The sequence below is a fragment of the Micromonospora sp. CPCC 205739 genome (genome assembly GCF_036906795.1).
Lineage (GTDB): Bacteria > Actinomycetota > Actinomycetes > Mycobacteriales > Micromonosporaceae > Micromonospora.
This window is the reverse complement of record NZ_JBAKHS010000023.1, coordinates 1-25,371: the sequence shown is the minus strand read 5'-3', so window position 1 is coordinate 25,371 and position 25,371 is coordinate 1. Positions and strand designations below refer to the sequence as shown.

Below are 25,371 nucleotides of genomic sequence, written 5' to 3'. Positions count from 1 at the left end.
GTCGAGCCCGCCACGCTTGTTCCCGTGGTGTCCTCCTGCGTCCCATAGGGGAGTGTGGATCTAACAAACGTCAAGGCAATCACCGTCCACGACGCAAGGCGTACCTGTGCCACGCTGCTCGCCGACCTGGACGTCCACCCGAGAGTCGCCATGCAGGTGCTCCGGCACGCACGCTTCTCCGTGAGGATGGAGATCTACACCCACGTCTCGTCCAATGCCACCCGCGAAGCCCTCAAGCGTCTCGGCGACTCCCTCGGCAGCTGAACCGCTCCTTACATGCGGCAGACTGTGCCCTCCTAGGGGGTCCGGCTCTCGCGGTTCGGGTTGGTGAGAGCATCCCACTCCTCACCACTGGAGATCGTCTGCCCGTACGGCAGGTAGAAGGCCCGCCGCGATCGGTCAGCCACCGTGAACGGCTCGAACTCGGGGTCCGCGATCATCCGGTAGATGAACTCCGTCATCGACATGTCGAACCGGTGCCACGGGTCGCCGCTGCCCTTTTGAGCGACCACAGGCCACCGCTCGGGCTTCACCGAGCGGTCCACCAGCCAGTAGTACCGCCCCTCGACCTGGTCGTCACCCCATTGGATCAGCCCCGATCCCTTGTCGGGTCCATAGATCTCATAGGGGGCGTAGACCCGCGCAAAAGACTCACTCCGGCAATAGGCCCACATCTGAAGCAGATCCCGTGACTCGTGCTCGCCGGTCGACCGGAGCAGATGCAGGTATGCGTAGAACGACCCCGGCATGAAGCGTCGGCACAGTTCCTTGAAGTCCGACGGCAACGCGACGCCGATCTCTGCCTCGGCCTGCTCCCAGCCGGCGCCATCCTCGGGTTTCTGGTGCCATCCGGTCACGTCGATGATCCGGTCGATCCACCTCAGTTGATCGTTCACGGGCGGCAAGGTAACAGCAGAGCCGGACATCTCCTCGGCGGGCGAAGGTGCACTGCACCCCGTCGACAGGGAGTGATGCCCCCTCGCTTCCGCCCACTCGCCGTTGCTGTTTGCTGTACGACAGCAGAAACGCCACCTCCCGTTTCCGGGAAGTGGCCTTTGACCTGCGTGGGCGATACTGGGATCGAACCAGTGACCTCTTCGGTGTGAACTCTCGGCGAGCCGGTCGGGTCGGGCTTGATACGAGGTCAAACGGCCTGCTGAGGCCCTTCTTGGCTCGGTTCGGCTGGCACGGCTGCTGTACTTCGCTGCTGTACTGCTGGCATCAAATCAGCCGCTGGACGCGGACCTTGGGGCGCTCGTTCCGCAGGTGGCCTTGCTTGTGCTGTCGGACCTGCTCGTCCCAGACCTCCTGGTCGTAGTCCGGGTCCGGCGGGATCCACCGGTGGGAGCCGTCGCTGTAGTGGAACTGCTCGTCACCCGGGCGAAGGATGCTCATCGCGCCCAGCCGACGAATCGGGAGTGCAGTTGGCCGGCGGAGACGTGGGCCAGGTCCCGAGTGGCGTCGACGAGTTGGGCGGCCAGGTAAAGGGCCAGCGACACCGGGGCGTGGTCGTACTCAGCTCGCAGCTCCCGCCGCCGGGTCTGGCAGGGCCACTCCCCCGCACAACCGCCGCACGTCCAGGCCGGCTTGATCGGTTGGTGAGTACTCATCGTGGGCCGTCCTGGCTGGGCCAGTGGCCGCGGTTGATCGGGATGCGGTGACGGCTTTGGCAAGGCAGGGTCGCGCCGCAGCGGCAGATGTGTCGCCAGTGCCGCCACGACCACACGGGTCGGTGCCGTCGGGCCAAGGTCAACGCGGCGGCGAACAGGTACTCGTCGTAGGAGAGGCGCTTCATCGGCCCGCCACCCTCAAGGCCACTAGCCGCCGAGTTGGCGAATTCCAAGGGAGCATTGCCGCCTCCTCGTGCCGGAGGTATCCGGAGGCGTGGATGCCCGATCGCGGGGGATGCGCCGGACATCCACGCCGGCGAGGACGGCCCACAGCGCCAACCGGGGGATCGACCTCCTCGGCAACCTCCCACAGGTACCGTTGGGTAGTCAAGGGCTGACGTAGGTGGTCTACTCGTGTTGCCAACCGAGGGGAACACCGTGCCACCGCGTTACCGCTATGAGCAGATCGCCGACGACCTCGCCGAACGCATCAAGTCCGGCGAGTTCCAGCCGGGCTCCAAGCTGCCCAGCCGGCGAGAGTTGATCGAGCACTACGGCGTTACAGAGCCGGTCATCGACCGTGCCATGCAGGTGCTACGGATCAAGGGCATGACCGAGACGCTGCCAGGCGTAGGCGTCTTCGTCGCCGAGTAGTTGCACAGCGGCCTGGATCAGGGCAGTGCCACCAGCAAACGCTTCGGTGTGAGCGCGGGTGCGCGGCATCGTTGGATGTCATCGGATGCCATCCTGCACTGCACGGCACGGCCTCACCGCTGCGTCGTCTCGTTCACTGCCGGCCGTTGCTGTTGCTCTCGCTGCCTCCTGGCTGCCTCGCCCGCTGACACGCTGCTTGGCCCTGAACTGTCGCCGGGCCTAGCGCGCGCCCAATTTCCGGAGATCTATACGGCCCTCACTCGCCGTCGTAGCCTGCTCGCCGCAACCCAGCCGAGAAGGCCAACCGCTGCCAAGTCCAGGACCACCAGCAGGACCGGCACGAATCGGGGGACGACATAGGCGCGCATGTGGTGAGCAACGGCAACCTGATGGCGAGCGGCCTCCGGCACGTTCACTTCCCACTCGTAGTTCGGGCCCGGATCCACCGTGAGCGCTTGCCAGTGCTGGCTGACATCCACGCCCTCCACCGGTCCCGAAACGACACGGCCGGCCCGCGTCCAGTGCCCCACACACCGGCTGTGCTGCCGCTCCTGGCGGTCATAAGTGACGTAGCAGTGGTCGACGGTCGCCCGAGCAGCATCGCCCGGAATCATCCCCGCGACGTAGCCCACCACGGCTACCGCTGCCACAAGACCACCCGCGACGGCCGCCCACCTGCCTGACATCGCTCTCCCTCACATGCCCGCGGAGATCTCTATTGTTCGGGAATCCGCTGCCGCCCTAACCACGGCAACGCCGGCCGTCAGGGGAGCCGCACCTCGTAACAGTAGGCGCCCGGCGTGCGGCAGTGGCGCACCAAACCCAGCGGCTGGCAGCCGGCAACCCACCGTGACCGCCTACCGGGCGCAGCTCCAGGCCGGCGCTCCTGACGGTGCCCTGCGCCCGCATGGAAGGTCGCTCCGGGGCGGTGCCGTGCTCGGCAGCTGCTCGACCCCTCGTTTGCAAGTTCTGGGCGCGCCGTCCGGCAGGGTCCGTCCGCGTTCGGGGCCTCGGGCGATTGTCCGCGCCCGGCGGCTGGTGGATGTCCTCGTCCCGGCCGGTTGCTGTCACCGTTGCTGTCGACAGCCTCTCCCGCCAATCCCCGGTACGCCGCTAACATGCGGACATGTGCCGGTACGCCGAGACCACTTACAAGGTCCACTACGTGTGCGTGCCGTGCCGTCGTAGTCACAAGTACGCCTGGGACGGCGCCAAGCACCCATGTACGTCGTGTCGACAGCCGATGGTCTTTGCGGGGCATGACTTCGCGGCGCCCCGTCGGCGGAACGACTCCGGGTGGGCCGCAGTTGCGGCGGTCCTCGGGGCGGGACTGCGCTACGAGGGTTTCGAGGTGTGCGGGTGCTCGCGGGAGCCGAAGTTCCGGCCACGGACACGCGCCCAAGTCCGGATGCGGCGGAGGGTCGCCAGCCGCCTTGGGCTGTCGGAGGCTGAGGCACTGGCTGCCCGGGATCCCTACGACCTTGGTTGACACGGCGAGCCATCGCGAAGCCAGCGGAACGGCTGTCTACTGGGCGGCGGGCAACTGCTCCGCTGTCCTTAGCCTCTCTTCGATGGCAGCGCTACCGCGACCTGGAGGACAAGCAGCGAGCCATCGGCGGAGAACTGCTACCTCTGCCGCGTAGTCCTTCCGCCGGCGGTAGATCGTCGCTGCCCGCTTCGTGTAGCCGGGGGCCGGCTCCCGACCAGCGACCCTAGCCGCCCTCTCAGCGGCATCGATGATCTCTACAAGGAGAGCGAGGGACTCATCATCCCGCCGCTCCTTCCGCCATTGGTCAAGGATCGGGACCCAGTCGACATAGTGTCGGCCACGCACCTGGGAGGCAGCATCCTCCGCTCGGCGTGCCTTCTGGTAGTTGGTCAGCGAAGAGCTCACGCCAAGACGCTATGGCATAGCGGCTCGTAGTTCCTAGACCGAGGAGCCGTAGCGGGGAGCGCTTCGGTGTGAATGTCGATTACGACTGGCGTTGCGCTCCAGCCGATGCCGTCTGATGCCGTTGTATGCTTCCCGGCCACTGTCGGAGGTTGCTTGGCACTGGGTCTCGCTGAACGTTCTGCTGACTTCTTGCTGACGTAGCGCCGCCAGCGTCTGCGCCTGCGCTCCTGGGCTACTTACTGAGACGTGCCAGCAGCTGCCCGCAACATCGACAGCCAACGAGGCGGAAGCAGCCGCGGCTCGCTCAAGGATCGGAGGTACCGCCGGCGACACCGCACCTGCTCGGTGTCCTGCCACAGCTGCGCGACCTGGGCCAAGCCGGCGCTCAGGGCCAACGCACTAGCCGCCACCGGTGATGCTGCCGCCCGCTGGGCCCCGGTAGTGAGCTCCCTCAGCTCCGCCACACTTGGGACCTCAGTGGGCCAGACCAGCGGCGCCACCTTCGACTTCGCGGTTCGCCGGTAGTCGTCCGCCGCCGAGACGATGGCCGCACGTTGCTCGGTAACCTCCTGTAGCAGGTCCGGTATGGCCACAACGTTCCGCTTTATGGCGGCAGAAAGCTGCGCCGGTACATAGGCAGCGAGGCGATCGATCACGCTAGCTGGAGTGTCTGTGTCCCAGTCGACCAAGCACCTATCCCGCAGCAGGTCCATCAACCGCTGAAAATACTCGTTGTCCTGCTGCAGCTGCTCCATCGGCAGAACCCATGCACCCACAGCACGACCGGTCGCGCCAAGTCGCCACACCGCGAGGGCCTCCGAACCAGCTTCGTCGTGTCCGATTGCCAGAACGGCGTGACCGCGTGCACCTGGCACGTAGTCCAACGGTATGGAGAGCTCGTTCTCGTGGGCATCGACGGCGGGAGTCATACCGGGAATCCTTGATCGTTGACGACGGGGTGACCACCGTAGCGACAACCTCCGACGACTCAGTCAGCTGGACGGTCAGTTAACCAGCGACAGCCGCTCAGATGATCGCTGCCTCACACAACCGACTGGCCACGAACAGGTGGATGAACCCGAGGTCGGGCCGAAAGGTGGAGCGAGCAGCACTTCGGGCGGCACTAGGGTCGTTGATCATGACCTCATGGGTGGCGATCGATTTCGAGACGGCGAACGAGTACCGTGGCAGCCCATGCGCCGTTGCCATGGTTGCAGTGCAAGACGGCAGGCTTGGCGAGCGCTACACCACCTACATTCAGCCACCACCCTCGGCTGCCTACTTCTCCCCCTTCAACATGGCGCTGCATGGCATCACCCCGCGGCATGTCCAGAACGCACCGACCTGGCCTCAAGCGCTCAAGGAGATCGTTGACTTCGTCGATGGCCGGCCAGTAGTAGCTCACAACGCCGCCTTCGACTTAGGCGTCATCAGGAACGCATGCGATCTGACGGAACTGCCCTGGCCTGATTTGACCTACGCCTGCACCCTCGTGGTCGCACGTCGAACCTGGCAGCTCATCTCTTACTCGCTCCCCTGGGTCGCCGAGGCCGCGGGCCATCAGTTTATCGACCACCACGACCCCGCGGCCGATGCGCAGGCGGCGGCAACGATCGCGCTCGCAGCACAGCGAGCCCATGGCGTGGGCACGCTGCCGGAGCTTCTACAAGCTACGAGGACTAGGTTCGGTGCGCTTTTCGGCGGCGAGTGGAAGGGCTGCCGCTACCAACCTCCATCGCCCTCTAAGGCCCGAGATGCTCTCCCCGGCGCCAACCCAGATGCCGACCCAGATGGTCCCTTCTACGGGCTTTCGGTCTGCTTCACAGGAACGCTACTCAGCATGAACCGCGATGAGGCGCGGCACCTGGTAGCCGAGGTGGGAGGCCAGCCGGTTGCTGGAGTCTCTAAGAAGACGAACGTGTTGGTGATCGGCGAACAGGACCCAAGCCGACTGAGGCCAGGCGCCGAGACCAGCAGCAAGCACCAAAAAGCTGCCACGCTCCTTGAGGCCGGCCACTCGATCGAGGTCATCTCAGAACTTGACTTCCTGCAGCGCCTTGCCTCGACCGAAGGTGTTTCACTACGGCTCAGCGGAGCGTGACACCGTGACCGACTGTCGTGCCTGTGTCCTGGGTCGGGACGTGCCCGTCCCGGTTGCATGTCGGATGATCCTGCCGTGAACTGGCTGTCCTGGCTCGCAGATGCGCTGAAAACCGTGCCACCTGTCGTCGCGTCGATTACCTTGTTCGCGCTCCTGCGCGCCTGGTGGAGAAGGACTCTTGGCCGGCGCCGCGGTTGGACGAGAAGCTATGACCGACTCGTGCCCGGGATGCACCCGGACCTGGTGAAGGAGCTGTTCGGGCAACCAACCTTCGAGGGCAAAGCCAAGGGCAGGGTTCCCTCCGGGGGAACGTGGGCTGAGACAGACCTGACGGTACGGACCTGGGTGCTCGATCGAGACGGCTACTTGGTCACCTGGACTACCTGCGGCGATGTGGGTGACGTAGTGGTGGCGTACTCGCTAACTGCCGCGAACCGCTGGTTCTCCCCTCAAATCCGTGTGGTAACCCCGCAGGACAGGTGGGTGAAGCTTGGCCGAACGCTCTTCGACGGAGCCCTGGATGATGAAACTCCAGAGGGTGGAGACCGCTTTGGATGGCTAGGGGCTAGGCGATCCAGCTACTGGGAGCGCTACTACTGGGGTAACCCCGGCCTGTATCTCACGTGGTACATCGGCCATACCGACTGCGGCTATTCGCGCCATCCTGGCGTGCCAGTGGATACGAGCGGGCCTGACGTAACCGAGGAGAGGATTCAAGAGTTCCGCCGGACGACATCGATCAACAGCATCCTAGTAACACTCGGCTCGCCAGACATCGACTTCCGAGACATCGGCCCGGATCTTGACCTTGTTCGGCTGGCCTCCCGGCCGACCACGGCCGAACGGCTACGCCGCTGGTCACTCCGGTCGTTGCTGAGGGGACTTTCACGAGCCGCCTGACATCCGTCACGCGACGGCGCCCCTCGGGGATGGGACCGGCCGGCAGCGAACGGGCACCCCGAGGGAACCGCCGAAGCTGCTAACCCTGTCTTGCAAAGATCAATTCCTGTCGGCCGCGTCGGTGACTGCCGCTGGGCTGCTCGCCGTGCCGCCTTCCTTGGGTGAGGGACCACCTCCGTCCGTGGGCTTGCCTGTACGGGTGTCCTTGCCATGTCGAGTCATACTGATTGAGTGATGTTGATGGGTTGCGCTGGGGGCGAAGTCGCGGGTTCGAACCCCGCCGCTCGCTGTGCACCCCCCGTCTGCGTACGGCAGCCGCAGCGCTCATCGCTGTCTTCGCCGCCTTCGCGCAGGGGTTCCTCGCGGCGTGGGCTGCGGCCAGTGGAGCGGAAGCGCCTCGCTGGATCTACTACGGCGGAGCCGCGGCCGCCATGATCGGTGCGGTCGGCGTCAACATCATGACCGCACTTGCGGGCGTACCTCAGTTGGCAGAGGACGCCCTAAGCGGAGCCCATCAACATCACCAGCACGAATCGCACCTACTTCAGGCAGCGCCGTACGTTGGCCCCGCAACGACCCTTTAATCCGTAGCTCTGGGCAACGCGGTCTCCTGCGTCCGTCTGCGCTGCCACACCGCCCATGTCAATCGGGCTGCGTCTGCTACAGATGGATCGGTTGCTGAATTCCGCTGCTGTACCAGAGAGCCTGGGCGGCTTCCGCAGCCTGCCGGCGCAGCATACGTCGACAGCGCGGACGCATCGATGCTCCGTCACCACTTGAGCCTGGCCTCGTCCATACCAGTGCCGTTCCATGCGCCAGGTACCGCGCCCGCAAGGTGCCAATTTGCTCCGTTACACGGCCTTGGGAACAACGATCGCTAGGTGAGGTATGGTGCTCCATGTGCTGCCGGGCCTCCAGTTCACCGAGTTCCACAAGTTCCTGGTCAGCGCAGGCGGCCTATCCTTGGGATTGTCCGCCGCTCTTCCGGTCTTTCTGATGAAGTCGCAGAAGGCCACAACAATGAGAGCGGACGATGTTGCCAAAATGGATCCCGCCTCCAGAGAGGCGCTAACGATTCAGCAAGGCCACCTGCTCATGACGCTGAAGATCTGGCCCTATATTTCCGGTTCATTGCTGATACTAGGGCTCGCTCTGGTCGTTTACGGCGGCGTGAAGTGGAGGCAGCGCCAACGCGTCCTGGATAATCGCGAGGACGAAGAGATTCAGCGCATCAAGGCGGAAAAGGAAAAGCTGGTCCAGGAGGCCGCCTCGTTCATGCGCGCCCACCAGCTCCCCGTTGACGAGCAGGTCCAGGCACTCGAGAAGGAGCTCGAACAGGAGCTCGAAGAAGACGGCACCACTGATCCAGAAATCCCCGGTCCAAGCGGCAAGACGTCAGATGCCGAGGAGACTGCCAGGGACGTAAAGGAGCGAATGCCCTCGCAGAGAGAACCGGAAGGGTCCAGCTGGGTCTCCTCTATTCGCATCCCGGAAGACGCACCAAAAACGGTACAAGGTGTTCTGAGGCACTACATCACGCAGGAACGGGCTATCGAGCGCGTCAAACTGATGTTCAACGGGAAGGTAGAGGTAGCACGAGAGGTGCAAATCGGCCCTCGGCGAGTAGATGCGGTGCTAACCTCGTTGGACCCGTCGCTACCTAATCTTGTTGTAGACATCGACATCGTCTCCGGGCCAATCAACAAGATCCGCGAAAAGATCGCTCACGCCATGCGTTCAGCTTCCGAGGTTAGTTACGAGGCGGAGCGGAGACTGAACAATCATTTCCATCCGCTGGTTATGCTCGTTGTTCCGTCCGACATTGGAGCCAAGACCCGCGACCTAATCCGCATCATCGTGAAGGATGATCTCGCCTTCACTCTGCGGGAGATTGGGCTACCTCTAACCGTTCTCGTTGTAGACGCTGATAAGCTAGAGAGCCTTGTTGTTGATCCGTCGTGGGCTCGAGCCTCAGAACCAATGCTGCACTGGGTGAACTAGAGGCAGGTTCCCGTACCCCGCCCATCCTGAGCCGTCAGGGTGAAGTGCCAGGCACGCGCCGTTTGTCGCCGGACGTCAGCGCCCGGCGGATGGTGCCACCGCGGTTGCGCGCGATGTGAATAGGTCGGACAGCTGGCTGCATCGGCGCGGCCTCTGGTCGACAGAGGACTTGAACCCCTAAGCCGCGAACCTGGTTCGCAACGGGTGGGAGCGGACCCATCGGCGTTACGACCTCGGTCGAACCGGTCATCGCCTCTCGACGTTGCACAGCGCCTGCGGCGCTCATCTGTACTGGCGTTGTACTAGTTGATCTTCGTCGGGTATCGGTGGATTGGCCCCTACAAAAGGCGGCTAGCCGACCTGCGTCAACCGCCCCCGCACATCGCGCTCCCATCGAAGCCCGGCCGCATCGGTGAATTCAATGGCCACCGCGAACTCATCAAAGTCCTCTTCGTCAATCGGGTCGCCGTATTCGTCTGTCCTGGTTGATTCGACGGTAAGACCCGCCGTCGGCAGCACTGCGATCGTTGGATCGGTGGGCGGGACGACGTCCTTATCTACCGTCGTCCGCAGCTCGAATTCTCCGTCAGTTCCACGATGATAGAATTTGACTACCATCTCATGCACTGGCGACTGCGAGGCATTGCGCACAATCGCACACCAAAGACCGCCATAGCCTTCCCCCGCCCGACCGAACCAAGCGCAAACCGCAACCGCCTGTGACCGTCGCTGCTCCTCCGCACGTTCTCGACGGTCTTCCTCGGCTCTTTGATCACGTTCTGACTCGCGTTCATAAAGCTTGTGAGCTGTCCGGCCGGCCCATAACGCCGCTATGAACGCTCCAAGCGTCGTTATGAACGATCCCCATGCCGGAACGTCGCCCAGATCTATTCGCCCTGACAGTGCTGCGGCTGCGGTCAGAATCACGAGAGCACCATACTGCCGCAGTGCCTCAAAGTCTGCCCCTGCCTTCCTCGCTGTCTGCCGCCGACCCGCATTCCGCGGGGCAGGCCAGCACCAGGGACAAGTGGGGTGCCCTTTCAGGCGAGTCTCAATGGCGGTTGTCAAGAGTGGCACCCCTGGCCCCGAAGTCCCACGGCGAGGTCGCCGGCCGCCGCGACGGAATCCAACGCCACATGTCGAGCACGTTGGCTACACGCCGCGGCGCCGCTTGCCGGGTTGATTACGTGCCCCCCAACATGGCCTCATGACATGCGGGCAGTGGCTGTCGCTGATCGGCGGCATCCTCGAACTTGTGGCCATTGGCATCGCCGCCGTCTCCGCCTGGCGGGCCTACAGGAAAGCGGCAGAGCGCGTTGCCGTCATCCGGGAGTCCGTCGAGCTGCACAGAGACGACGCAGCGCAGGAGCGCGAGTACCGGAGCCAACGAGGCGTTGAACCAGACATGACCAACCGCGATGTCATGTTCGTGCGGACCTGGATCACGTACGCCATCAGCCGCTCGGCAGCTCGGAGCGCTCTGACCACCGTCGCCTTCCTAGCCCTCGGCGTCGTCCTAAGCACGGCGGGGAATCTGGTGCCGTGAGCCAACGCCCGCCGACTCACTCCGGCGCGGGCGGCGTTGCTGAGGGGCGTGCCCCAGATCCACTTCTAGCCGTACGTGTGACCGGTAGTTGCCTAGAGGAATGACCGACGGCAAACAACAAGCCCCTTCCCATCGGCGGATCGATCGATGAAGATTGTGATGTGGTGATCACCGAGGGTGCTCAAAGCGAGGCGTCGTGGGGCGATCTGCGGCTGCCAGGGAACGCCTGCAAGGCTCGGTATGGCGTTGCGTACCTCAGAGCAGTGTGCAGCCAGGCTGGCATCGCGTTCAGCGAGACCTCTCCCGACGAGGACCATCACGCCGTCGATGGCGCCTTGAACCTCGGTACCGCGACCGTCACGGTGCAGGTCAAGTGCTCTGGGCAATTCAAGATCAGCGGTCGTTCGGCGACTTGGCCGGCGGAGGTTGAGTGGCGCGACAAGTGGTCCAGGTCGAAGCTTCCGATCTACTTCGTGCTGGTCATCCTGGATGTTGACGACCAAGCCTCCTGGCTCATGCACGCCGACGATGGCACCATGCATAGAGCCGCCGCGTTCTGGGTACGGGTGGATAAGCTACCGGCTGGTAGCAACATCAACGTGCCGAAGGGCCAGCGGCTGACGGCGGGCACGATGACTCAGTGGGCGGCCGACGTGGATGCTTGCTTCGCTCCCCTCGGGCAGGCGAGCTGACATGGTGACGACTGCACCCGCGCTGCCGGAGCTTCCAGACCTGCGAGCCTTCATGCGCCACGCCGGTTGGATCGAGTTCCCGCCAGGGCCTGCTGGAAGCTTCTGGTCGAAAAACAACTTTCGAATCGGCGTCCCGCACGATGACGAGGATCCTGACATAATCTCGGGAGTCGTGCAGCGAATCGCCGCGGTCGAGCAGATTCCGCTCAAACAGATGGCGGAGCAGATCCGATATTTTCGGTTCGATGTTACACATCTACGGGCAGCGAACGACTATAAAATCACCTCCACCATCCCGCTAGAAGCTGCCGCCACGATAACGAGCGCGGCTCGAATAATGCTGCGAACAGTGGGCACGACCTCTCAGCGCGAGCGCGGCGAGATCGCCGGCAACTACTCACGGCGCGGAGATAAGGTGGTCGAAGAAGCTCGGATGGGCCACACCCGCGAGGGATCGTTCATCATCCCGATCCTGATTCGACTACCTGAGATTGATGAGACTGCCATGGCTCAGGCAGTGTTGCCGGGGATCGAGCGGAGCGCGCCTGAGCCCTTGGAGCGGCGGGTCATGAGGACATTTGCCCAGTCCATGGAGGCGGTTAGGACCTTCGTGGTCGAGCCGGCCAGAGAGCCGACGGTCGCTAGCCTGCTTGATGTAGTGGAGCGGGGAGTCAGTCGAGAGTTTTGCGTTGCGCTCAGTCGAATCCTGTCGGAAGATTCGGTCGGCGAGTTTGAAACAAAGTTCGCCTGGGCTGAAGCAGTTCAACATTCACATGTGCTGCCAACGAGCGTAAAAATTGAGGCCGAAGCTCGGGACCTAGTGCACAAGGCGGCCGAGAAGCTGCGGGCGAATAGAATTGAGCCTCGTCAGGTCTTCTCAGGGAAGATCGTTGAACTTCGCCACGAGCAGGGGAATGCTTACGGCTGGATCAAGGTCTCGACACTTCGCCATGGCCGATGGTGCGAGATAGGTGTCCGGCTTCCGCTCGATCACTACACCCAAGCTGTTTCCTGGCATCGGGACGCCCGTCCCGTACTTGTTGAGGGGCAAGTGCGGAGCGCTTTTGGCCGCCCTCTGATCGTCAACGATCCTGTCCGCTGTCATCCTTTGGACGAAACCCGCTTGCTTTGAGCGCGAGCAAGACAGGTCGCGTCCCACGCTGTCATCCCGTCTGCCGCCGACCCACACCTCGGTGGGGCGGGCCAGGGCCAGGGTGACAAGGTGGAGCGCCCTACCGGACGTACGACCTTGGCGCCCTGGCCCTGGTCTGCTCGGCTTGCCTGGGTCGGCGGTGGACGGGATGACAGCTCCCCGACCACCCCCCCACCGAAACCGTTCGGCAACCATCCTGGAGTCGTCTGGCCCCCGCCGGAGGCAGCTCTAGCCCCGCCCCCTCCCACACCTCTCACACTTCCCCCACTCCCTCTCCTTTCCTCTGGCCTCAGCGGCCCGTGCCCGCCGTTCGGCAACTCCGACTGCCCGCGGTGGCTGCCACATTCGTCAGCCTCCGGATTGCGGAGAACGGGTGGAGGTACGTCTGCCTGACCCACGGTCATCCAGGACTCGTCACCGGGTCACCTCACTGACCCAGGCTGACGCGCGGGGCGGGCGTGGGTTTCGGGCCGGCTGACTTTCCGCCCCGGCGCCGTAGGCGGCCGGGGCGGCGGCTCCGGAGGAGCCGGTTGCCGCGCCCGGCCCGCGCCGCGCGGAGCGCCTTGATCTAGTACAGGTCAATTCGGCAACAGATCACCGGCAGCTCCGAGCCGACCAAGGCCAGCACGACAACAACCTGCCGCCCAACAACTTCCGCCCGAGCGATCGCGCAACCTCGGCGCTGCACCGGCGTCCGCTCGGCACAAGGTGCCTCGGACCATTCCGTCAGCCCGGTACGGCGTCCTTACGTTCCCCGGCGCGTCTTCGGCCTAGGCGGTGTCTTCAAAGGATCTTGGTGTCGGATGATGTAGCGCGTGGGTCGTCGCTACGAGTTGTCTGACGTCGAGTGGGAAGCGCTGTCGCGGTACCTGCCGTCGACGGTGACCGGTGGCAGGCCGCGGGCGGATGACCGGCGGGTGCTCAACGGGATCGTGTGGAAGATCCGAGCCGGGGCGGCGTGGCGTGACGTGCCGGGCCGCTACGGGTCCTGGCAGTCGATCTACACCCGTTTCCGCAGGTGGGCACTCGACGGGACGTTCGAACGGATGCTGGCCGGGGTGCAGGCCGACGCGGACGCGGCCGGGGACATCGACTGGCTGGTGTCGGTGGACTCGACGATCGTGCGGGCCCACCAGCACGCCGCTGGCGCTAAAGGGGGGCCTGTGAAACGGACGAACCACAAGATCACGCCCTCGGTCGAAGTCGAGGTGGACTGACCACCAAGATTCACCTCGCCTGCGACGGCGCCGGCCGCGCTTTGGCGTTCGTGCTCTCCGGCGGCAACGTCAACGACTGCACCCGCTTCGCCCAGGTCATGGCCGCGATCCGCGTAGAACGTCACGGTCCCGGCCGGCCTCGGGTTCGCCCGGATCACGTCATCGCCGACAAGGGCTACAGCTCGAAGGCCATCCGGGCCGCCCTGCGCCGGCGCGGCATCGGGCACACGATCCCTGAGCGCGCGGACCAGCAGGCCAACCGCCGCCGACGCGGCAGCCGAGGCGGCCGGCCACCGCTGTTCGACAAGCAGCTCTACAAACGGCGCAACGTCGTCGAGCGCTGCTTCAACCGGCTCAAGCAGTGCCGCAGCGTCGCGACCCGCTACGACAAGACCGCCACCTCGTACCAGGCCACCGTCACCATCGCCGCGCTATTGCAATGGTTGTGACTCTTTGAAGACACGGCCTAGCGCTCTACGCCCGCTTCGCCCACCGACTCGAACCTCTCCCCCCGACACTGCCCTTACTGGGACCAGGGCTTACCGGTGCCCTTGTACTGAGACACGGGGATGGGAGATACGCCGTCGCGCATCTTGGCGCGGTAGAGGATGCCGTACACGTGGTCGATCTCGTGCTGGACCAAGCGGCCTACTCCCCCGGTGAAGGCGGTGATCCGAATGGTGCCGTCGACGTCCTGGTGCTCGACCTCGATGCCGTGGGGCCTGGGCACCATCCCTCGGACGTCAAAGAAGCTCAGGCATCCCTCGTACTGCTCGTCAGTGTCGGCGGTCTCTGCGATCACCCTGGCGTTGAGCAGCGTGATGATCTGACCGTCGGGGGTCCGCACGAGACTGGCGTTCCGGCTGATGCCGATTTGTGGCGCAGCGATGCCCATGCCCTTTGCGAACTCGTGCACCTGCGCGGCCTGCTCCATCATCGTGGACAACTGCGCGATGACCCGCCGAGCATCCTCCGACTCCGCAGGTAGGTCGAAACGGCGGGCTGCGGTAGTCAGGATGGGGTCGCCCTCCTGCACGATCCCGACCCGCTGCATTTGATCGCTCGGGGTGAGCGTGTCCACCTGGTCCTCCTTCGCGGTTGCTGCCTTGAAACGCCACGCGATACGGAACCGCGTGTGCAGGGGCGGCTCGGCCGTTGCCCAGGTGAACGTGACGTTCTCCCCGTCGGTCTCCCTCGTGATCGGCGTACGGAAGGCGGACGGCTCAGCGGTCATCGACGTTTCCGTACCCCACACGACGGGGTCGAGGGCTGCCGGAAGGGTCAGGGACAGGCTCAGCCGTCGAGTGGGCAGCCGGATGGCGCGCTGCCACCACGGGCCCCACTTGTGCGCTGAGACGGTGTAGACGTACTCGATCCATCGTTCCTCGCCCGGATACAGGGGGAAGCGGCCGTCCTGGTTTTCGAACTGCAGCCAGACCTCTTTGAAGGCGTCCCGATCATGCATGATCGTCCAGGCCATCGACTCGCCGGCGCACCGCGCGGTCAGATTGATTTCCGCCCAGGTCAGCGGATCGTTTCGGTACAGGTGGTTCGACCGCTCGGGATCGCCGGGATAACGGTCAACAGCGATGCGCACCAGGTACCGGGTGACCGGCTCGCTGCCGACGTTGCGCAGCAACCGCCGCACCCGTGTGCGGTACACGCCGTCAGCCAGTGTGAGTTCGGCGTGCTCGTGCTCCACGACCAGAGCGGTGCCCGGCGCAGTCTGGGGATCAGGCACGACCGCCTCGGGCCGGCGTTGGGTGGGCGTCGGGTGAGCTTGCGTCGTGGCGTGTAGCTCGCGCCAGCGTCGGATGAGCGCCTGCCCCGCCTTCAATCCCCGGTCGGCGCTCTCCGCGAAGTCCCGGCTCGGAACGATAGTGCCGCTCTCGACCTTGCTGACGTACGACGGGGTGTAACCGACCAGTCCCGCGAGAGCCTTCTGCGAATAGCCGGCGACCTCGCGCCAGTGGCGCAGTTCCGCGACGAACGCGGCGTGCTCCTCCGACAGCTGTTCCCGGTCCTGATTCACCGACGGTCCTCCGTAGCGCTGTGAATGGAATGAACGGCGGTTGATCGCTGGTCACCCTGTCGGCAACCGGTTCTCACCGGCTGTCATGGCTACATGCCGAAGACAGCAAGCGAGGCTCAACGCTTGGTACGGCGAGAGCCCTCCAACGCAGCAACCCGGGCCTGTAGATCCGCCAGGTCCGCGCTCTGCTTTTCGACAACGTCCGCAAGCTCAGCTAGGCGACTGGACATGTCTGGCGCCGACCGCCGCTGGTCCGCGACGAAGACTCCCCGCCCCTGCCAGGACTCAACCAGCCCCTCATCACGGAGCAGGCCGATCGCATTGGTGACGGTCATCAGAGCGACCCCGTACTGCTTCGCCAGCTCCCGGCCGGACGGCAGCTTCGCGCCCGGCTCGTACTCGCCGTTCTGCACCGCGCGCCGCAGGTCATCCGCGATCTGCACGTATGGAGGCCGCGGGTCGTTCGGGTTTACCTCTCCCACGCTGACAGCTTACCCAGAGCGACCTAGAACTCCCGCAAGGTCGATCAATGGCTAAGGCTGGACTGATCTAGATCGCACTAGTACAGTCTATTCCAGTTCAGACGGTCACCGCCGTCGAAGACGCATCAACAACAGGAGGTAGTGATGGCCCTCAGGGGAGGCACGCGGTTTGCGGTTCCGTTTGAGGCGGTGTTCCCGCACGGGTGCGTGTTCGTGCCGGACTCGATCGCGGAGGCGCAGGACTTCAACGAAGCGACCCGGCAGCGGACGCCGTCGAAGGACAAGCTGACGGGGCAGCGAGTGTGGCAGTGCCGGGTGATGGACATGGACCCGGAGCTCGGATCGCGGTCGCGCGAGGTGTCGATCAAGATCCTGTCGGATGTGCAGCCGGTGCCGCCGGTGGGTCCGTTCCAGCCGGTGGAGTTCGAAGGCTTGAACGTGACCCCGTACGTGGGCAGCAACGGTCGACTGGCGTACTCGTTCCGGGCGTCCGCGGTGGTTGCGCCGAAAACCCTGGCCGAGTCGCGGAAGGCGGCTGCCTGATTCCACGTGGTGCGCGGGGCGGCCCATGCCCTAGGAAAGCCGGCCGCCCCGCTGCCCGATCCAATCCTCTCGGCCTGGAAGGGCAGGTCCATCATGTCAACTCTTTTGGACTGGACGCGCGACGGTGGTGCCGGCGAGTCCGCCCCGTGCGTGATCTGCGGGAAGCCGGCGATCTGCCGCAGTCCCGCCGGTAAGCCAGTGCACAAGGTCTGCGCCGAGGCGTGGACCGAGCAGCACTCCCGCAAGGCGGTGGCGTGATGCGCGCCCCGCGGGTGAACTTCCGCCGGTTCCAGATCACCGCCCCGTGGCCGCTGGTCTGGACGTTCACTGCGGTGTTCCTGCTGGCTCGCCTCGCTGTCCTGGTGGTTCGGCTAGGTGTCGCCGCGGTGCGGCACTGGCGGGCCTGGCCCGTCGTCGCCCTGGTCCTGCTCGCCGTGGACGCCTACCGGGATCACGGCTGGTGGCCTCACCTCCTGGTCCTCGTCGTCGCTGCTGTCTCAGGCGGTGTCTGGTGGTGGCGGGGGCGGGAGTCGCTCCACCGCCTGGTCGTCCTGCGCGCCGTCTCCTGCTGGCGACGGCTGTGGGTGTATCGGCGTCAATGGCACGAGGTCATGAGCCTGTGCGGGCTGGTGAAGAAGTACGACGGCGGGGAGAAGGTTCCGACGCTGCTGTCGGTGCGCTGCACCTACGCGACAGACGAGCTGGTCCTTCGGATGCCTCGTGGACAGAACCCGGAGGTCTATCACAAGGCCGCGCGGGACCTGGCCTACTCGTTCGGCACCCGCCACTGCCGCGTCTTCTCCGGTCGCCGCCAGGCACCCCCGTTGCGCTCGGGTCGCCTCGCATGGCTGCTGCGACTGGTCGACCGGGTCCGCTTCCGTGACCGCCCGCGTCATGTCTGGCTGGTGTTCATTCGCCGCGACCCGCTGACCCGGATCGTCGCCCCGCTGCCGGTGCCGTCCCGGCCGGACTTCGCCGCACTGCCGCTGGGGCTGCGGGAGGACTTGGCCGTGTACTGCCTGCGCCTCCTGGCTACTCACGTGCTGATCGGTGGGGCCACGCGGATGGGCAAGGGCTCGGTGATCTGGTCGCTCATCCGCTCCCTCGCCGCCGGCATCCGCTCCGGCCTGGTTCGGGTCTGGGCCATCGATCCCAAGGGCGGGATGGAACTGGCCATCGGCCGGTCGCTGTTTTCCCGCTACGTCGATGACGACTGGTCGCGCATGGCTGACCTCTTGGACGATGCCGTCGCCCGGATGCGGGCCCGTCAGCAGATCCTGCGAGGCAAGGCCCGAGTGCACACGCCAACGGTGGATGAGCCACTGATCGTCGTCGTCATCGACGAGATCGCCGCCCTGCTGGCCTACCTGCCCGACAACGAGATCCGCAACCGCATCGCACAGTCCCTCGGGCTGCTGCTGTCCCAGGGTGCCGGGCTCGGCGTCCTGGTGGTCGCCGCCACCCAGGACCCCCGCAAGGAAGTCGTCTCCGTCCGCGACCTGTTCCCCACCCGCATCGCCCTCGGCCTGACCGAACGGGGCCACGTCGACCTGCTCCTCGGTGACGGCGCCCGCGACCGGGGAGCACTGGCCGATCAGATCTCCTTGTCGGGCAAGGGCGTCGCCTACGTCCTGTTGGACGGGCAGCCCGAGCCGGCGCGGGTGCGCTTCTCCTTCATCTCCGACGACCTGATTCGCGAGATGGCCGCGACGTTCCCCGCCCCGGCCGACACGCAGCCCGAACCGGTCGTGGTGCCGGCTCAACACAAGCCCGCCCGGACCACCGGCAACGGCGGGCACACCTACCGGCCCACCCCGTCGAAGCAGGCCGCGCCGTTGCTGCCGCCGTCGCTGCTCAACGCCCTGAACCTCGACACCACCCCGGATGGAGGTGACCCCCGATGACCGCCCACGAGCTGCCCGAGTCGGTCCCGGTCCCCATGCCCTACGCCGACCAGCCCGACGACACCCCCGAACCCCGCCGGTTCTACCGGCTGCGCGCCCCGCACGTCGACAAGGCATCCGTCCCGGTCACCGTCCGGGTCACCCCCGACGCCGACCTCTACGTCGCCGTCGGCGCGGGCCGCCGCCGCATGTACCTCACGCCCTCGGAGGCGTGGGCGCTGTGGCGCTGCCTCTCCGAAGCCGTCGCCTCCACCGGTGAGCCGCCGGAGTGGATTCGCGTGCACATCACTCCCACCACCCGCTGACGCTGCCCCGACCCGCAACGAGGAGTCCCGTGATGGCTGCCCGTCGACTCACCCTGCGCCCGATCCGCCGCATCTGCCTCGACCTTGACCACACCGACCCCGACCAGACCTGCCCCTACTGCGCCCCCGACGCCAACGTCGACGCCATCCTCGACGCCGCCCTCACCCGCCACGCCCAGCTCGCCGCCGACGACGCCGAGACGTGGGGGTGGGCCGCATGAGCCGCCTGCGCAACGGGGATCGATGGGAAGCGGTCGCCCTGGTCGTCATCCTCCTGGCCGTCGGCGGGATGGCCGGGGCCGCGTCGTTCACCCACGTCAAGGACTGGACGATGGTCCACGCCCCACAGGGCACCGGGGAATGGTTCGGCTGGTCCAACGCCGTCATCTCCGAGCTGACCCCCGCCGCGGCGCTGCTGGTGATTCGGCGCCGCCGCCGTCGTGACCCGCATGCCCCGGTGCTCTACCCGCTGTCGATCCTCGTCGCGGCGGTGGCGCTGTCGCTGGCCGCGCAGATCGCGGTGGCCAACGACAGCTTCTCCTCCCGGCTGCTGTCCTCGGTGCCCGCGCTGGCGTTCCTCGCCCTCTCCAAGCTCGTCCTCACCGGCGGCCCCGCCCCGGTGAAGCCAGCCCCGGCCCCGGTCGCTGAGCCCGTCGACCTGGACCCGGCCGACCTGCCCACCACCCCGGCCCCGGTCCAGGCCCCGCCCGCCACGGTCTACGTCCCCCCGACCCCGGCACCGGTCTCGACGCCGGCTCCGGTGCGCTCGGCGCTCATCTCGTCCGCCGTTCAGACCCCCCGCAATGGTCAGGTTCTTGCCTCGGAGGTGATCCGATGACCCGCACCAAGCTCGCCCGCCAAACCCCCAGCCGCCACCGCCTGAACGTCCTGGCCCGCCGGGTCGTCGGCACCCCCGCCGAGGTCGCCGCGACCGTCGCACTGGTCCGCGACTCTGGCCGACTGCTGTCGATGACCCACCCCCGCCAGATCCCCGGCACCGACCGCGTGACGGTCACCGTCCGGTTCCTCGACACCTCCGCCCCGGCCCCGGCCCCGGTACGGCGGCTCCGTCGCGGCCACGTCATCGCCGCTGGCACCGTTTTGGCGGTGGGCGCCGTAGCCGCGGTGGGGTACCTCGCCGTGCAGCTGGTCGACGCGATCCGCTCGGCCGCCCCGCTCATCGCCGGGGTCGTCCTGGTCCTCGTCGTCCTCGCCCTGCTGCTTGGAGGCAAGTCCGGGTGCACGGGGCTGCACTGCTCGGGCTGCAACCACTGATCGCCGCTATGCCAACCGGCTGGCCCGCCTACTGCGCCCGATGCCGTGGGTGGGCCACCGCCCTCATTGAAGCCGGCCACCCCGGCACGGGCCGCTACCGCGCCGAAGTGGCCTGCAGTCGGCACGAAGCAGCGGCCCACCGCTGGGCCGGTCGCGTCGGCCCGACCCGGGCCACCCCGATCGGCACTGCCCAACCCACCTTGTTCGTACTGGAGGTTGAGCAATGACCTCGTCCCTGACCTATCTGTCGCTGTTCTCTGGAATCGGTGGCTTGGACCTCGGGCTCGACCGCGCGGGCATGACCTGCGTCGGTCAGGTCGAGCGTGACCCGTTCTGCCGATCCGTGCTTGACACCCACTGGCCGGAGGTACCGAAGCATGACGACGTCCGCACCGCCGGCACCTGGTGGCGGTCCCGTCCAAGACCCGTTGTTCGACTGGTCGCCGGCGGCTACCCCTGCCAGCCCTTCTCCACCTACGGCCTCCGTCGCGGCACCGGTGACCCCCGTTGGGGCTGGCCCTGGTTCCGCGACGTGGTTCGCGCAGTACAACCCGACTACGTCCTCGTGGAGAACGTCCCAGCTCTCCTTGATGACACCCACGCTTTCGGAACCATGCTCGGTGACTTGGCCGAAGACGGGTTCGATGCGGACTGGACGGTGCTATCCGCGTGCACGCTGGGTGCGCCACACACACGCGACCGCCTGTTCCTGGTGGCCTACCCCGCGGGCCACGATGGCGAACAACCGATGCACCTACCGGCCGCAGTACCGACCCGACGCGCCGGCCTTGGAGCAGCGGGTCGCCAAACGCGGCCAGACCGGTGGCTACCTGAACCCTCGGTGGGTCGAGTGGCTCATGGGCTTCCCAAGCGGCTGGTTGCCCCTCACCTGCGTGCCCTCGGCAACGCTGTCGTTCCACAGGTCGCCGAATACGTCGGCCGCCTGATCGCTGCCGCCCACACCGCTGGGCAGGTGACCCGTTGACCGCACCCACCTTGACCGGCCTCACCCCCGACACCGCCCCGCCCGTCGTCGTCCCGGCCGCCGTCGATGCGCCGGCGACTGGCTCTCGCGCTGCCCGCATGGCGCTGCCCATGTCCCGGCAGGTGCTGAAGGAGATGGCCGCCGAGTACGGCGTCTGCCTGCACCCGGTCACCCTGCGCCGCACCGACCTGCACACCGGCCAGACCGAGGTCATCGACCTGCCCTGCGGGTCGACCCGGGAAGACAAATGCCCGCCCTGCGCCCAGCGGGCTCGGCGGCTGCGGCAAACGCAGATCCGCGAGGGCTGGCACCGCACCGCCGAACCCGCCCCCGCCCCCAACCCGGCCACCGACGCGCAACGGGAGTTGATCCTGCTGCGGGCGCACCTGGAATTCGCCCGCGACGACGCCCAACGCGCCGCCCAGTTCGACCAGCTCCCCGCCATCGACCAAGCCATCAGCGAAGTCGAAGAAGCCATCGCCGCCGAGGGCCTGCGCGGTCAGGTCGCCCCACCCCATGACGCCGAGGAGGACGGCGAGCACGGTAGGCGCCGCAAGCGGTCCACCCGCCGCCGCCAGGACGCCCCGGACCTGCCCCGCAAGAAGGTCGAGCCGCGCACCCTCGGGAAGGTCTACACCTCCCCTGACGGTACCGAGCACCGGCCGTCCATGTGGCTGTCGCTCACCCTCGACTCCTACGGCCGGGTCCTGCCCGACGGCACCCCCGCCGACCCCGACACCTACGACTACCGCCGGGCCGCCTGGGACGCCGTGCACTTCGCCCGGCTGCTCGACCGGTTCTGGCAGAACCTGCGCCGCTGCGTCGGCTGGAACGTCCAATACGCCGGCTGCGTGGAACCGCAACGCCGCCTCGCCCCACACGCCCACTTCGCCATCCGCGGCACCATCCCCCGCGCCGTGCTGCGCCAGGTCGCCGCCGCCACCTACCACCAAGTCTGGTGGCCACCCGCCGACGAACCCGTCTACACCCTCGACCGGCCCCCGGTCTTCGACGGCGACCGCGCCGAGTGGGTCGACCCCGACACCAAGCAGGCGCTGCCGTCGTGGGCTGACGCCCTGGACCTCATCGACACCGACCCCGACGCGCAGCCGGCGCACGTCGTCCGCTTCGGCGCCCAGGTCCACGCCGAAGGCGTCACCCCCGGCACCGTCCACGCCAACCGCACCATCGGCTACATCACGAAGTACATCACCAAGAGCGCGGCCGACTGCCACAAGACCGAGACCGACCGGCAGCGCGACCACCTCGACCGGCTCTGGCAACAGCTGCGGGTCACGCCCTGCAACGAGCGGTGCGCCAACTGGCTGCTCTACGGCATCCAGCCCAAGAAGGCCCACGGGCGCCTGCAAGCCGGGCGCTGCAAGGGCAAGGTCCACCAACGCGCCACCCTCGGCATCGGCGGCCGACGCATCCTCGTCTCCCGCGACTGGTCCGGCAAAACCCTCGCCGACCACCGCGCCGACGCCCGCGCCTGGGTCCGCAACCTCCTCGGCGTCACCACCGGCGCCGACGACACCGACCCCGTCGACCAAGACGATGCGCCCGCCTACGCCTGGGAACTCGCCCGCCCAGACGACCCCGACATCCCACCCCTGCAACACCGACTCCTGCGGGCGCTGTCTCAACGCGCCCAGTGGAAGGCCGCGCTCCTCGCCGCGAGAGATCGCGCTGCCACCACCGCCCCAACCACCGTCGACCGCCCCACGTCCTGACCGGAGGAACCATGGAACGCGCCACCATTCCCACCGCCACCCGCCCGACCACCGGCTCGGACCTACCCGGCCGGATCCTGCGCAGCGGCGACAGCCGGGCCGTCTACTCCGTCCGCGAGGTCGCCCGCCTGCTCTCCCTCTCCCTGGGCAGCACCTACGCCCTGGTGCGCGAGGGCGAGATACCCGCCCGCAAGCTCGGCGGACGCTGGGTTATCCCCAAGAAGCGATTCCACGACTGGCTCAACGAGGCCACCAAGCAGGACAACCAGGTTCCAAAGGGGTGGGCCTGATGGGCTTCGTTCGGAAGACTCCGGCCGGTCGCCACCGCGCGTGCTGGCGTGATCCCGCCGGTCAGCAGCGGTCAAAGACGTTCCGCACGAAGAAGGAGGCCAACGCCTTCCTGGCCGAGGTGGAGTCGGCGCTGAATCGCGGAACTTACGTTGCCCCCGACGCCGGCCGGCTCCGCTTCGCGGACTACGCGCAACGCTGGCTGAGCAACCGCAACGACGAGAAGGCGACCGCGGCACGCGATGCCTCGATCATGCGTAACCACGTCGTGCCGAGATGGGGTGCGGTGCCGCTGGCGAAGATCGAGCACTCGGCCGTGCAGGAGTGGGTGACCAAGCTGGCGGAACGGTTGTCGCCCGCCAGCGTCCGCGAGTGCTACCGCCTCACCTCAGCGGTCCTCCGGTCGGCGATCCGGGACCGACTCATCGGATTCAACCCCTGCGAGGGAGTCCGCCTCCCACCGCGGCGCCGCATGGACACCGACGAGCTGGTCGTCTCACGCGCGGACCTGTTCGACAGGCTTCTCCCCGCCGTCCCGAACCGGTACCGCGCCCTGGTCGCCGTCGCCGCCGGCACGGGACTGCGCGGGTGAGTGCGCCGGGCTCCGCTGGGACGCCGTCGACCTAACCGCGGGCGTCCTGCGAGTGGTGCGGGTCGCGGAGGAGGTGTCCGGGCATGTGACGCTAAAGCCGTACCCAAAGTCACGAGCTGGCCGCCGGACCGTGCCGCTGCCCTCCTTCGTCGTCCAGGCGCTGACCGACCACCGGCAGTCCTTCGGAACGGGCGCCGACGGTCTGATCTTCGTTGCCCGAACCGGCGCACCACTCAAGCGGGGCACGTTCCGGGCTCGGATCTGGAAGCCGTCGTTGCAACGCGCGGGCCTGCCCCTCGGGCTCCGGTTTCACGACCTGCGGCACTCATACGCGACGTGGCTCGTCTCCGATGGGGTACCGATCAACGACGTGGCGAAGGTGATGGGACACGAGCAGACATCGACGACGTTGAACCGCTATACCCACTCGACGGCTGAGCGCGACCGTCGTGTGCTGAAGTCCTTTGCTGCCTTCTCGCTGCCTCCGGGCAACGACTGACCCTCAGATACGAGTCAAGGCCCCTCGATTGAGGGGCCTTGAACTTGCCATATTCATGGTGGGCGATACTGGGATCGAACCAGTGACCTCTTCGGTGTGAACTCTCGGCGAGCGGGTCGGATCGGGCTTGGTGCGAGGTCAAGGGGCCTGCCGACGCGCCTCTCGGCTCGGTTCGGCTGGCACGGTTGCTGTACTTCGCTGCTGTACTGCTGGCGTCAGACGAGGCGCTGGATGCGGACCTTGGGGCGCTGGTTTCTCAGGTGGCCTTGCTTGTGCTGGCGGACCTGCTCGTCCCAGACCTCCTGGTCGTAGTCCGGGTTCGGCGGGATCCACTTGTGGGAACCGTCGCTGTAGTGGAACTTCTCGTCGCCTGGCCGGAGGATGCTCATCTGATCCAGCCGAGGAACCGGTAATGCAGGTGGCCGGCGGGGACGGGGGCCAGGTCCTGAGCGGCGTCGACGAGATGGGCGGCCAGGTAGAGGGCAAGCGACACCGGGGCCTTGTCGTACTCGGCCAGCAGTTCCCGGCGGCGGGTCTGGCAGGGCCACTCGCCGGCGCAGCCGCCGCACGTCCAGGCCGGCGTGATCGGGTGATGAGTGGTCATCGAGGGCCGCCCTGGCTGGGCCAGTGGCCGCGGTTGATCGGGATGCGGTGGCGACTCCGGCAGGGCAGGTTCGCGCCGCAGCGGCAGATGCGCCGCCAATGCCGCCACGACCAGACCGGCCGGTGCCGTCGGGCCAAGGTCAAGGCGACGGCGAACAGGTACTCGTCATACGAGACGCGCGGCACTGGGCCCCCTGGAGCATGAAGTCGATGGCAAGGCATGCGGTCCGGAGCTGACTCCTGGACTCCCCTGACTTCACCGTAACGACGTAGGACTGTAGATACAATAAGATGTAGAGCTGTTGGACACGTAGCGTCACAGCCGTGATCGACCCGAGCGCAGACCGCGCCGTGTTCCGGCA

30 protein-coding genes and 2 pseudogenes are annotated in these 25,371 nt (G+C 66.6%); 21 read left to right on the top strand and 11 right to left on the bottom strand.

Translation table 11 applies throughout. From position 1 onward, the window contains the following. Positions 1-57: 57 nt before the first annotated feature. A pseudogene (locus V6U88_RS25565) lies at positions 58-264 on the top strand (site-specific integrase); the annotation flags it as partial. Positions 265-296: 32 nt separating this feature from the next. On the opposite strand, the gene V6U88_RS25560 reads toward V6U88_RS25565, so the two are convergent. The 3 genes from V6U88_RS25560 to V6U88_RS25550 all read right to left on the bottom strand — a co-directional run bounded on the left by V6U88_RS25560 (position 297) and on the right by V6U88_RS25550 (position 1,610). Further along, a complete protein-coding gene (locus V6U88_RS25560; RefSeq protein WP_334456778.1) occupies positions 297-896 on the bottom strand; it encodes a hypothetical protein in 600 nt (199 codons plus the stop codon). Positions 897-1,221: 325 nt separating this feature from the next. Next, complete coding sequence (locus tag V6U88_RS25555) at positions 1,222-1,395, bottom strand: hypothetical protein (protein WP_334456776.1); 174 nt, start codon at positions 1,393-1,395, stop codon at positions 1,222-1,224. Beyond that, a complete protein-coding gene (locus V6U88_RS25550) occupies positions 1,392-1,610 on the bottom strand; it encodes a flavin reductase (protein ID WP_334456774.1) in 219 nt (72 codons plus the stop codon). The genes V6U88_RS25555 and V6U88_RS25550 overlap by 4 nt, the downstream gene beginning before the upstream one ends. A 414-nt stretch (positions 1,611-2,024) precedes the next feature. On the opposite strand from V6U88_RS25550, the gene V6U88_RS25545 reads away from it, so the two are divergent. Then, the gene (locus tag V6U88_RS25545) at positions 2,025-2,264 is read left to right on the top strand and encodes a winged helix-turn-helix domain-containing protein (RefSeq protein ID WP_334456773.1); all 240 of its coding nucleotides are present in this window, start codon (positions 2,025-2,027) and stop codon (positions 2,262-2,264) included. Positions 2,265-2,509: 245 nt separating this feature from the next. Here the strand turns inward: V6U88_RS25545 and V6U88_RS25540 are convergent, their stop codons facing one another. The 3 genes from V6U88_RS25540 to V6U88_RS25530 all read right to left on the bottom strand — a co-directional run bounded on the left by V6U88_RS25540 (position 2,510) and on the right by V6U88_RS25530 (position 5,087). Continuing rightward, on the bottom strand, positions 2,510-2,914 hold the full coding sequence (locus V6U88_RS25540) for a hypothetical protein (RefSeq protein WP_334456771.1): 405 nt from the start codon (positions 2,912-2,914) through the stop codon (positions 2,510-2,512). 875 nt (positions 2,915-3,789) lie between these two features. Continuing rightward, positions 3,790-4,158, bottom strand: a complete 369-nt coding sequence (locus tag V6U88_RS25535; RefSeq protein WP_334456769.1) for a hypothetical protein — start codon at positions 4,156-4,158, stop codon at positions 3,790-3,792. Positions 4,159-4,394: 236 nt separating this feature from the next. After that, positions 4,395-5,087 (bottom strand): DUF6218 family protein, encoded by a 693-nt coding sequence (locus V6U88_RS25530; protein WP_334456767.1) that lies wholly within the window; start codon positions 5,085-5,087, stop codon positions 4,395-4,397. A 209-nt stretch (positions 5,088-5,296) separates the two neighbouring features. Between V6U88_RS25530 and V6U88_RS25525 the strand changes: the two genes are divergently transcribed. The 3 genes from V6U88_RS25525 to V6U88_RS25515 all read left to right on the top strand — a co-directional run bounded on the left by V6U88_RS25525 (position 5,297) and on the right by V6U88_RS25515 (position 9,160). Next, complete coding sequence (locus V6U88_RS25525) at positions 5,297-6,259, top strand: exonuclease domain-containing protein (RefSeq protein ID WP_334456765.1); 963 nt, start codon at positions 5,297-5,299, stop codon at positions 6,257-6,259. 75 nt (positions 6,260-6,334) lie between these two features. Then, on the top strand, positions 6,335-7,159 hold the full coding sequence (locus tag V6U88_RS25520) for an ETEC_3214 domain-containing protein (RefSeq protein ID WP_334456764.1): 825 nt from the start codon (positions 6,335-6,337) through the stop codon (positions 7,157-7,159). Between the two features lie 891 nt (positions 7,160-8,050). Continuing rightward, entirely contained in the window at positions 8,051-9,160 is a 1,110-nt protein-coding gene (locus tag V6U88_RS25515; RefSeq protein WP_334456763.1) for a TipAS antibiotic-recognition domain-containing protein, read from the top strand. 351 nt (positions 9,161-9,511) lie between these two features. Here the strand turns inward: V6U88_RS25515 and V6U88_RS25510 are convergent, their stop codons facing one another. Continuing rightward, positions 9,512-10,087, bottom strand: a complete 576-nt coding sequence (locus V6U88_RS25510) for a hypothetical protein (protein ID WP_334456762.1) — start codon at positions 10,085-10,087, stop codon at positions 9,512-9,514. Positions 10,088-10,367: 280 nt separating this feature from the next. Here V6U88_RS25510 and V6U88_RS25505 point away from each other — a divergent pair, with 280 nt between their 5' ends. The 4 genes and pseudogenes from V6U88_RS25505 to V6U88_RS25490 all read left to right on the top strand — a co-directional run bounded on the left by V6U88_RS25505 (position 10,368) and on the right by V6U88_RS25490 (position 14,217). Next, a complete protein-coding gene (locus V6U88_RS25505) occupies positions 10,368-10,706 on the top strand; it encodes a hypothetical protein (protein ID WP_334456760.1) in 339 nt (112 codons plus the stop codon). A 161-nt stretch (positions 10,707-10,867) separates the two neighbouring features. Then, positions 10,868-11,398, top strand: a complete 531-nt coding sequence (locus V6U88_RS25500) for a DUF4365 domain-containing protein (protein ID WP_334456758.1) — start codon at positions 10,868-10,870, stop codon at positions 11,396-11,398. Between the two features lie 4 nt (positions 11,399-11,402). Further along, the gene (locus tag V6U88_RS25495) at positions 11,403-12,530 is read left to right on the top strand and encodes a hypothetical protein (protein WP_334456757.1); all 1,128 of its coding nucleotides are present in this window, start codon (positions 11,403-11,405) and stop codon (positions 12,528-12,530) included. A gap of 836 nt (positions 12,531-13,366) precedes the next feature. Then, a pseudogene (locus V6U88_RS25490) lies at positions 13,367-14,217 on the top strand (IS5 family transposase). Positions 14,218-14,291: 74 nt separating this feature from the next. Here the strand turns inward: V6U88_RS25490 and V6U88_RS25485 are convergent. Both V6U88_RS25485 and V6U88_RS25480 read right to left on the bottom strand, forming a co-directional pair. Next, positions 14,292-15,800 carry a peptide deformylase gene (locus tag V6U88_RS25485; protein ID WP_334456756.1) on the bottom strand — a complete coding sequence of 503 codons (1,509 nt, stop codon included), beginning with the start codon at positions 15,798-15,800 and terminating at the stop codon, positions 14,292-14,294. A 116-nt stretch (positions 15,801-15,916) separates the two neighbouring features. Beyond that, positions 15,917-16,243, bottom strand: a complete 327-nt coding sequence (locus V6U88_RS25480) for a GntR family transcriptional regulator (protein WP_334456755.1) — start codon at positions 16,241-16,243, stop codon at positions 15,917-15,919. Positions 16,244-16,426: 183 nt separating this feature from the next. Between V6U88_RS25480 and V6U88_RS25475 the strand changes: the two genes are divergently transcribed. From V6U88_RS25475 to V6U88_RS25420, 12 genes are all read left to right on the top strand, one after another. Continuing rightward, entirely contained in the window at positions 16,427-16,825 is a 399-nt protein-coding gene (locus tag V6U88_RS25475; RefSeq protein WP_334456754.1) for a transcriptional regulator, read from the top strand. A 93-nt stretch (positions 16,826-16,918) separates the two neighbouring features. Further along, positions 16,919-17,083, top strand: a complete 165-nt coding sequence (locus V6U88_RS25470; protein ID WP_334456752.1) for a hypothetical protein — start codon at positions 16,919-16,921, stop codon at positions 17,081-17,083. 176 nt (positions 17,084-17,259) lie between these two features. Further along, positions 17,260-18,729 carry an FtsK/SpoIIIE domain-containing protein gene (locus tag V6U88_RS25465; protein ID WP_334456751.1) on the top strand — a complete coding sequence of 490 codons (1,470 nt, stop codon included), beginning with the start codon at positions 17,260-17,262 and terminating at the stop codon, positions 18,727-18,729. Beyond that, complete coding sequence (locus V6U88_RS25460) at positions 18,726-19,034, top strand: spread protein (RefSeq protein ID WP_334456749.1); 309 nt, start codon at positions 18,726-18,728, stop codon at positions 19,032-19,034. Before V6U88_RS25465 ends, V6U88_RS25460 begins: the two co-directional genes overlap by 4 nt. A 32-nt stretch (positions 19,035-19,066) precedes the next feature. Next, positions 19,067-19,255: a hypothetical protein gene (locus V6U88_RS25455; protein ID WP_334456748.1), complete on the top strand. Its 189-nt coding sequence runs from the start codon at positions 19,067-19,069 to the stop codon at positions 19,253-19,255. Further along, complete coding sequence (locus V6U88_RS25450; RefSeq protein WP_334456746.1) at positions 19,252-19,872, top strand: hypothetical protein; 621 nt, start codon at positions 19,252-19,254, stop codon at positions 19,870-19,872. Before V6U88_RS25455 ends, V6U88_RS25450 begins: the two co-directional genes overlap by 4 nt. Next, the gene (locus tag V6U88_RS25445; RefSeq protein ID WP_334456745.1) at positions 19,869-20,309 is read left to right on the top strand and encodes a hypothetical protein; all 441 of its coding nucleotides are present in this window, start codon (positions 19,869-19,871) and stop codon (positions 20,307-20,309) included. The genes V6U88_RS25450 and V6U88_RS25445 overlap by 4 nt, the downstream gene beginning before the upstream one ends. Before the next feature lie 223 nt (positions 20,310-20,532). After that, on the top strand, positions 20,533-21,294 hold the full coding sequence (locus V6U88_RS25440; RefSeq protein WP_334456743.1) for a DNA cytosine methyltransferase: 762 nt from the start codon (positions 20,533-20,535) through the stop codon (positions 21,292-21,294). Then, complete coding sequence (locus tag V6U88_RS25435; protein WP_334456741.1) at positions 21,291-23,027, top strand: replication initiator; 1,737 nt, start codon at positions 21,291-21,293, stop codon at positions 23,025-23,027. The genes V6U88_RS25440 and V6U88_RS25435 overlap by 4 nt, the downstream gene beginning before the upstream one ends. An 11-nt stretch (positions 23,028-23,038) precedes the next feature. Next, the gene (locus V6U88_RS25430) at positions 23,039-23,317 is read left to right on the top strand and encodes a helix-turn-helix domain-containing protein (RefSeq protein ID WP_334456740.1); all 279 of its coding nucleotides are present in this window, start codon (positions 23,039-23,041) and stop codon (positions 23,315-23,317) included. Then, the gene (locus V6U88_RS25425) at positions 23,317-23,907 is read left to right on the top strand and encodes a phage integrase central domain-containing protein (RefSeq protein WP_334456739.1); all 591 of its coding nucleotides are present in this window, start codon (positions 23,317-23,319) and stop codon (positions 23,905-23,907) included. The genes V6U88_RS25430 and V6U88_RS25425 overlap by 1 nt, the downstream gene beginning before the upstream one ends. Positions 23,908-23,959: 52 nt before the next feature. Continuing rightward, a complete protein-coding gene (locus V6U88_RS25420; protein ID WP_334456738.1) occupies positions 23,960-24,406 on the top strand; it encodes a tyrosine-type recombinase/integrase in 447 nt (148 codons plus the stop codon). Between the two features lie 215 nt (positions 24,407-24,621). Here V6U88_RS25420 and V6U88_RS25415 read toward each other — a convergent pair whose 3' ends face one another. Both V6U88_RS25415 and V6U88_RS25410 read right to left on the bottom strand, forming a co-directional pair. Next, positions 24,622-24,795 (bottom strand): hypothetical protein, encoded by a 174-nt coding sequence (locus tag V6U88_RS25415; RefSeq protein ID WP_334456736.1) that lies wholly within the window; start codon positions 24,793-24,795, stop codon positions 24,622-24,624. Next, positions 24,792-25,010 carry a flavin reductase gene (locus V6U88_RS25410; RefSeq protein ID WP_334456735.1) on the bottom strand — a complete coding sequence of 73 codons (219 nt, stop codon included), beginning with the start codon at positions 25,008-25,010 and terminating at the stop codon, positions 24,792-24,794. Before V6U88_RS25410 ends, V6U88_RS25415 begins: the two co-directional genes overlap by 4 nt. Positions 25,011-25,371: the final 361 nt, after the last annotated feature.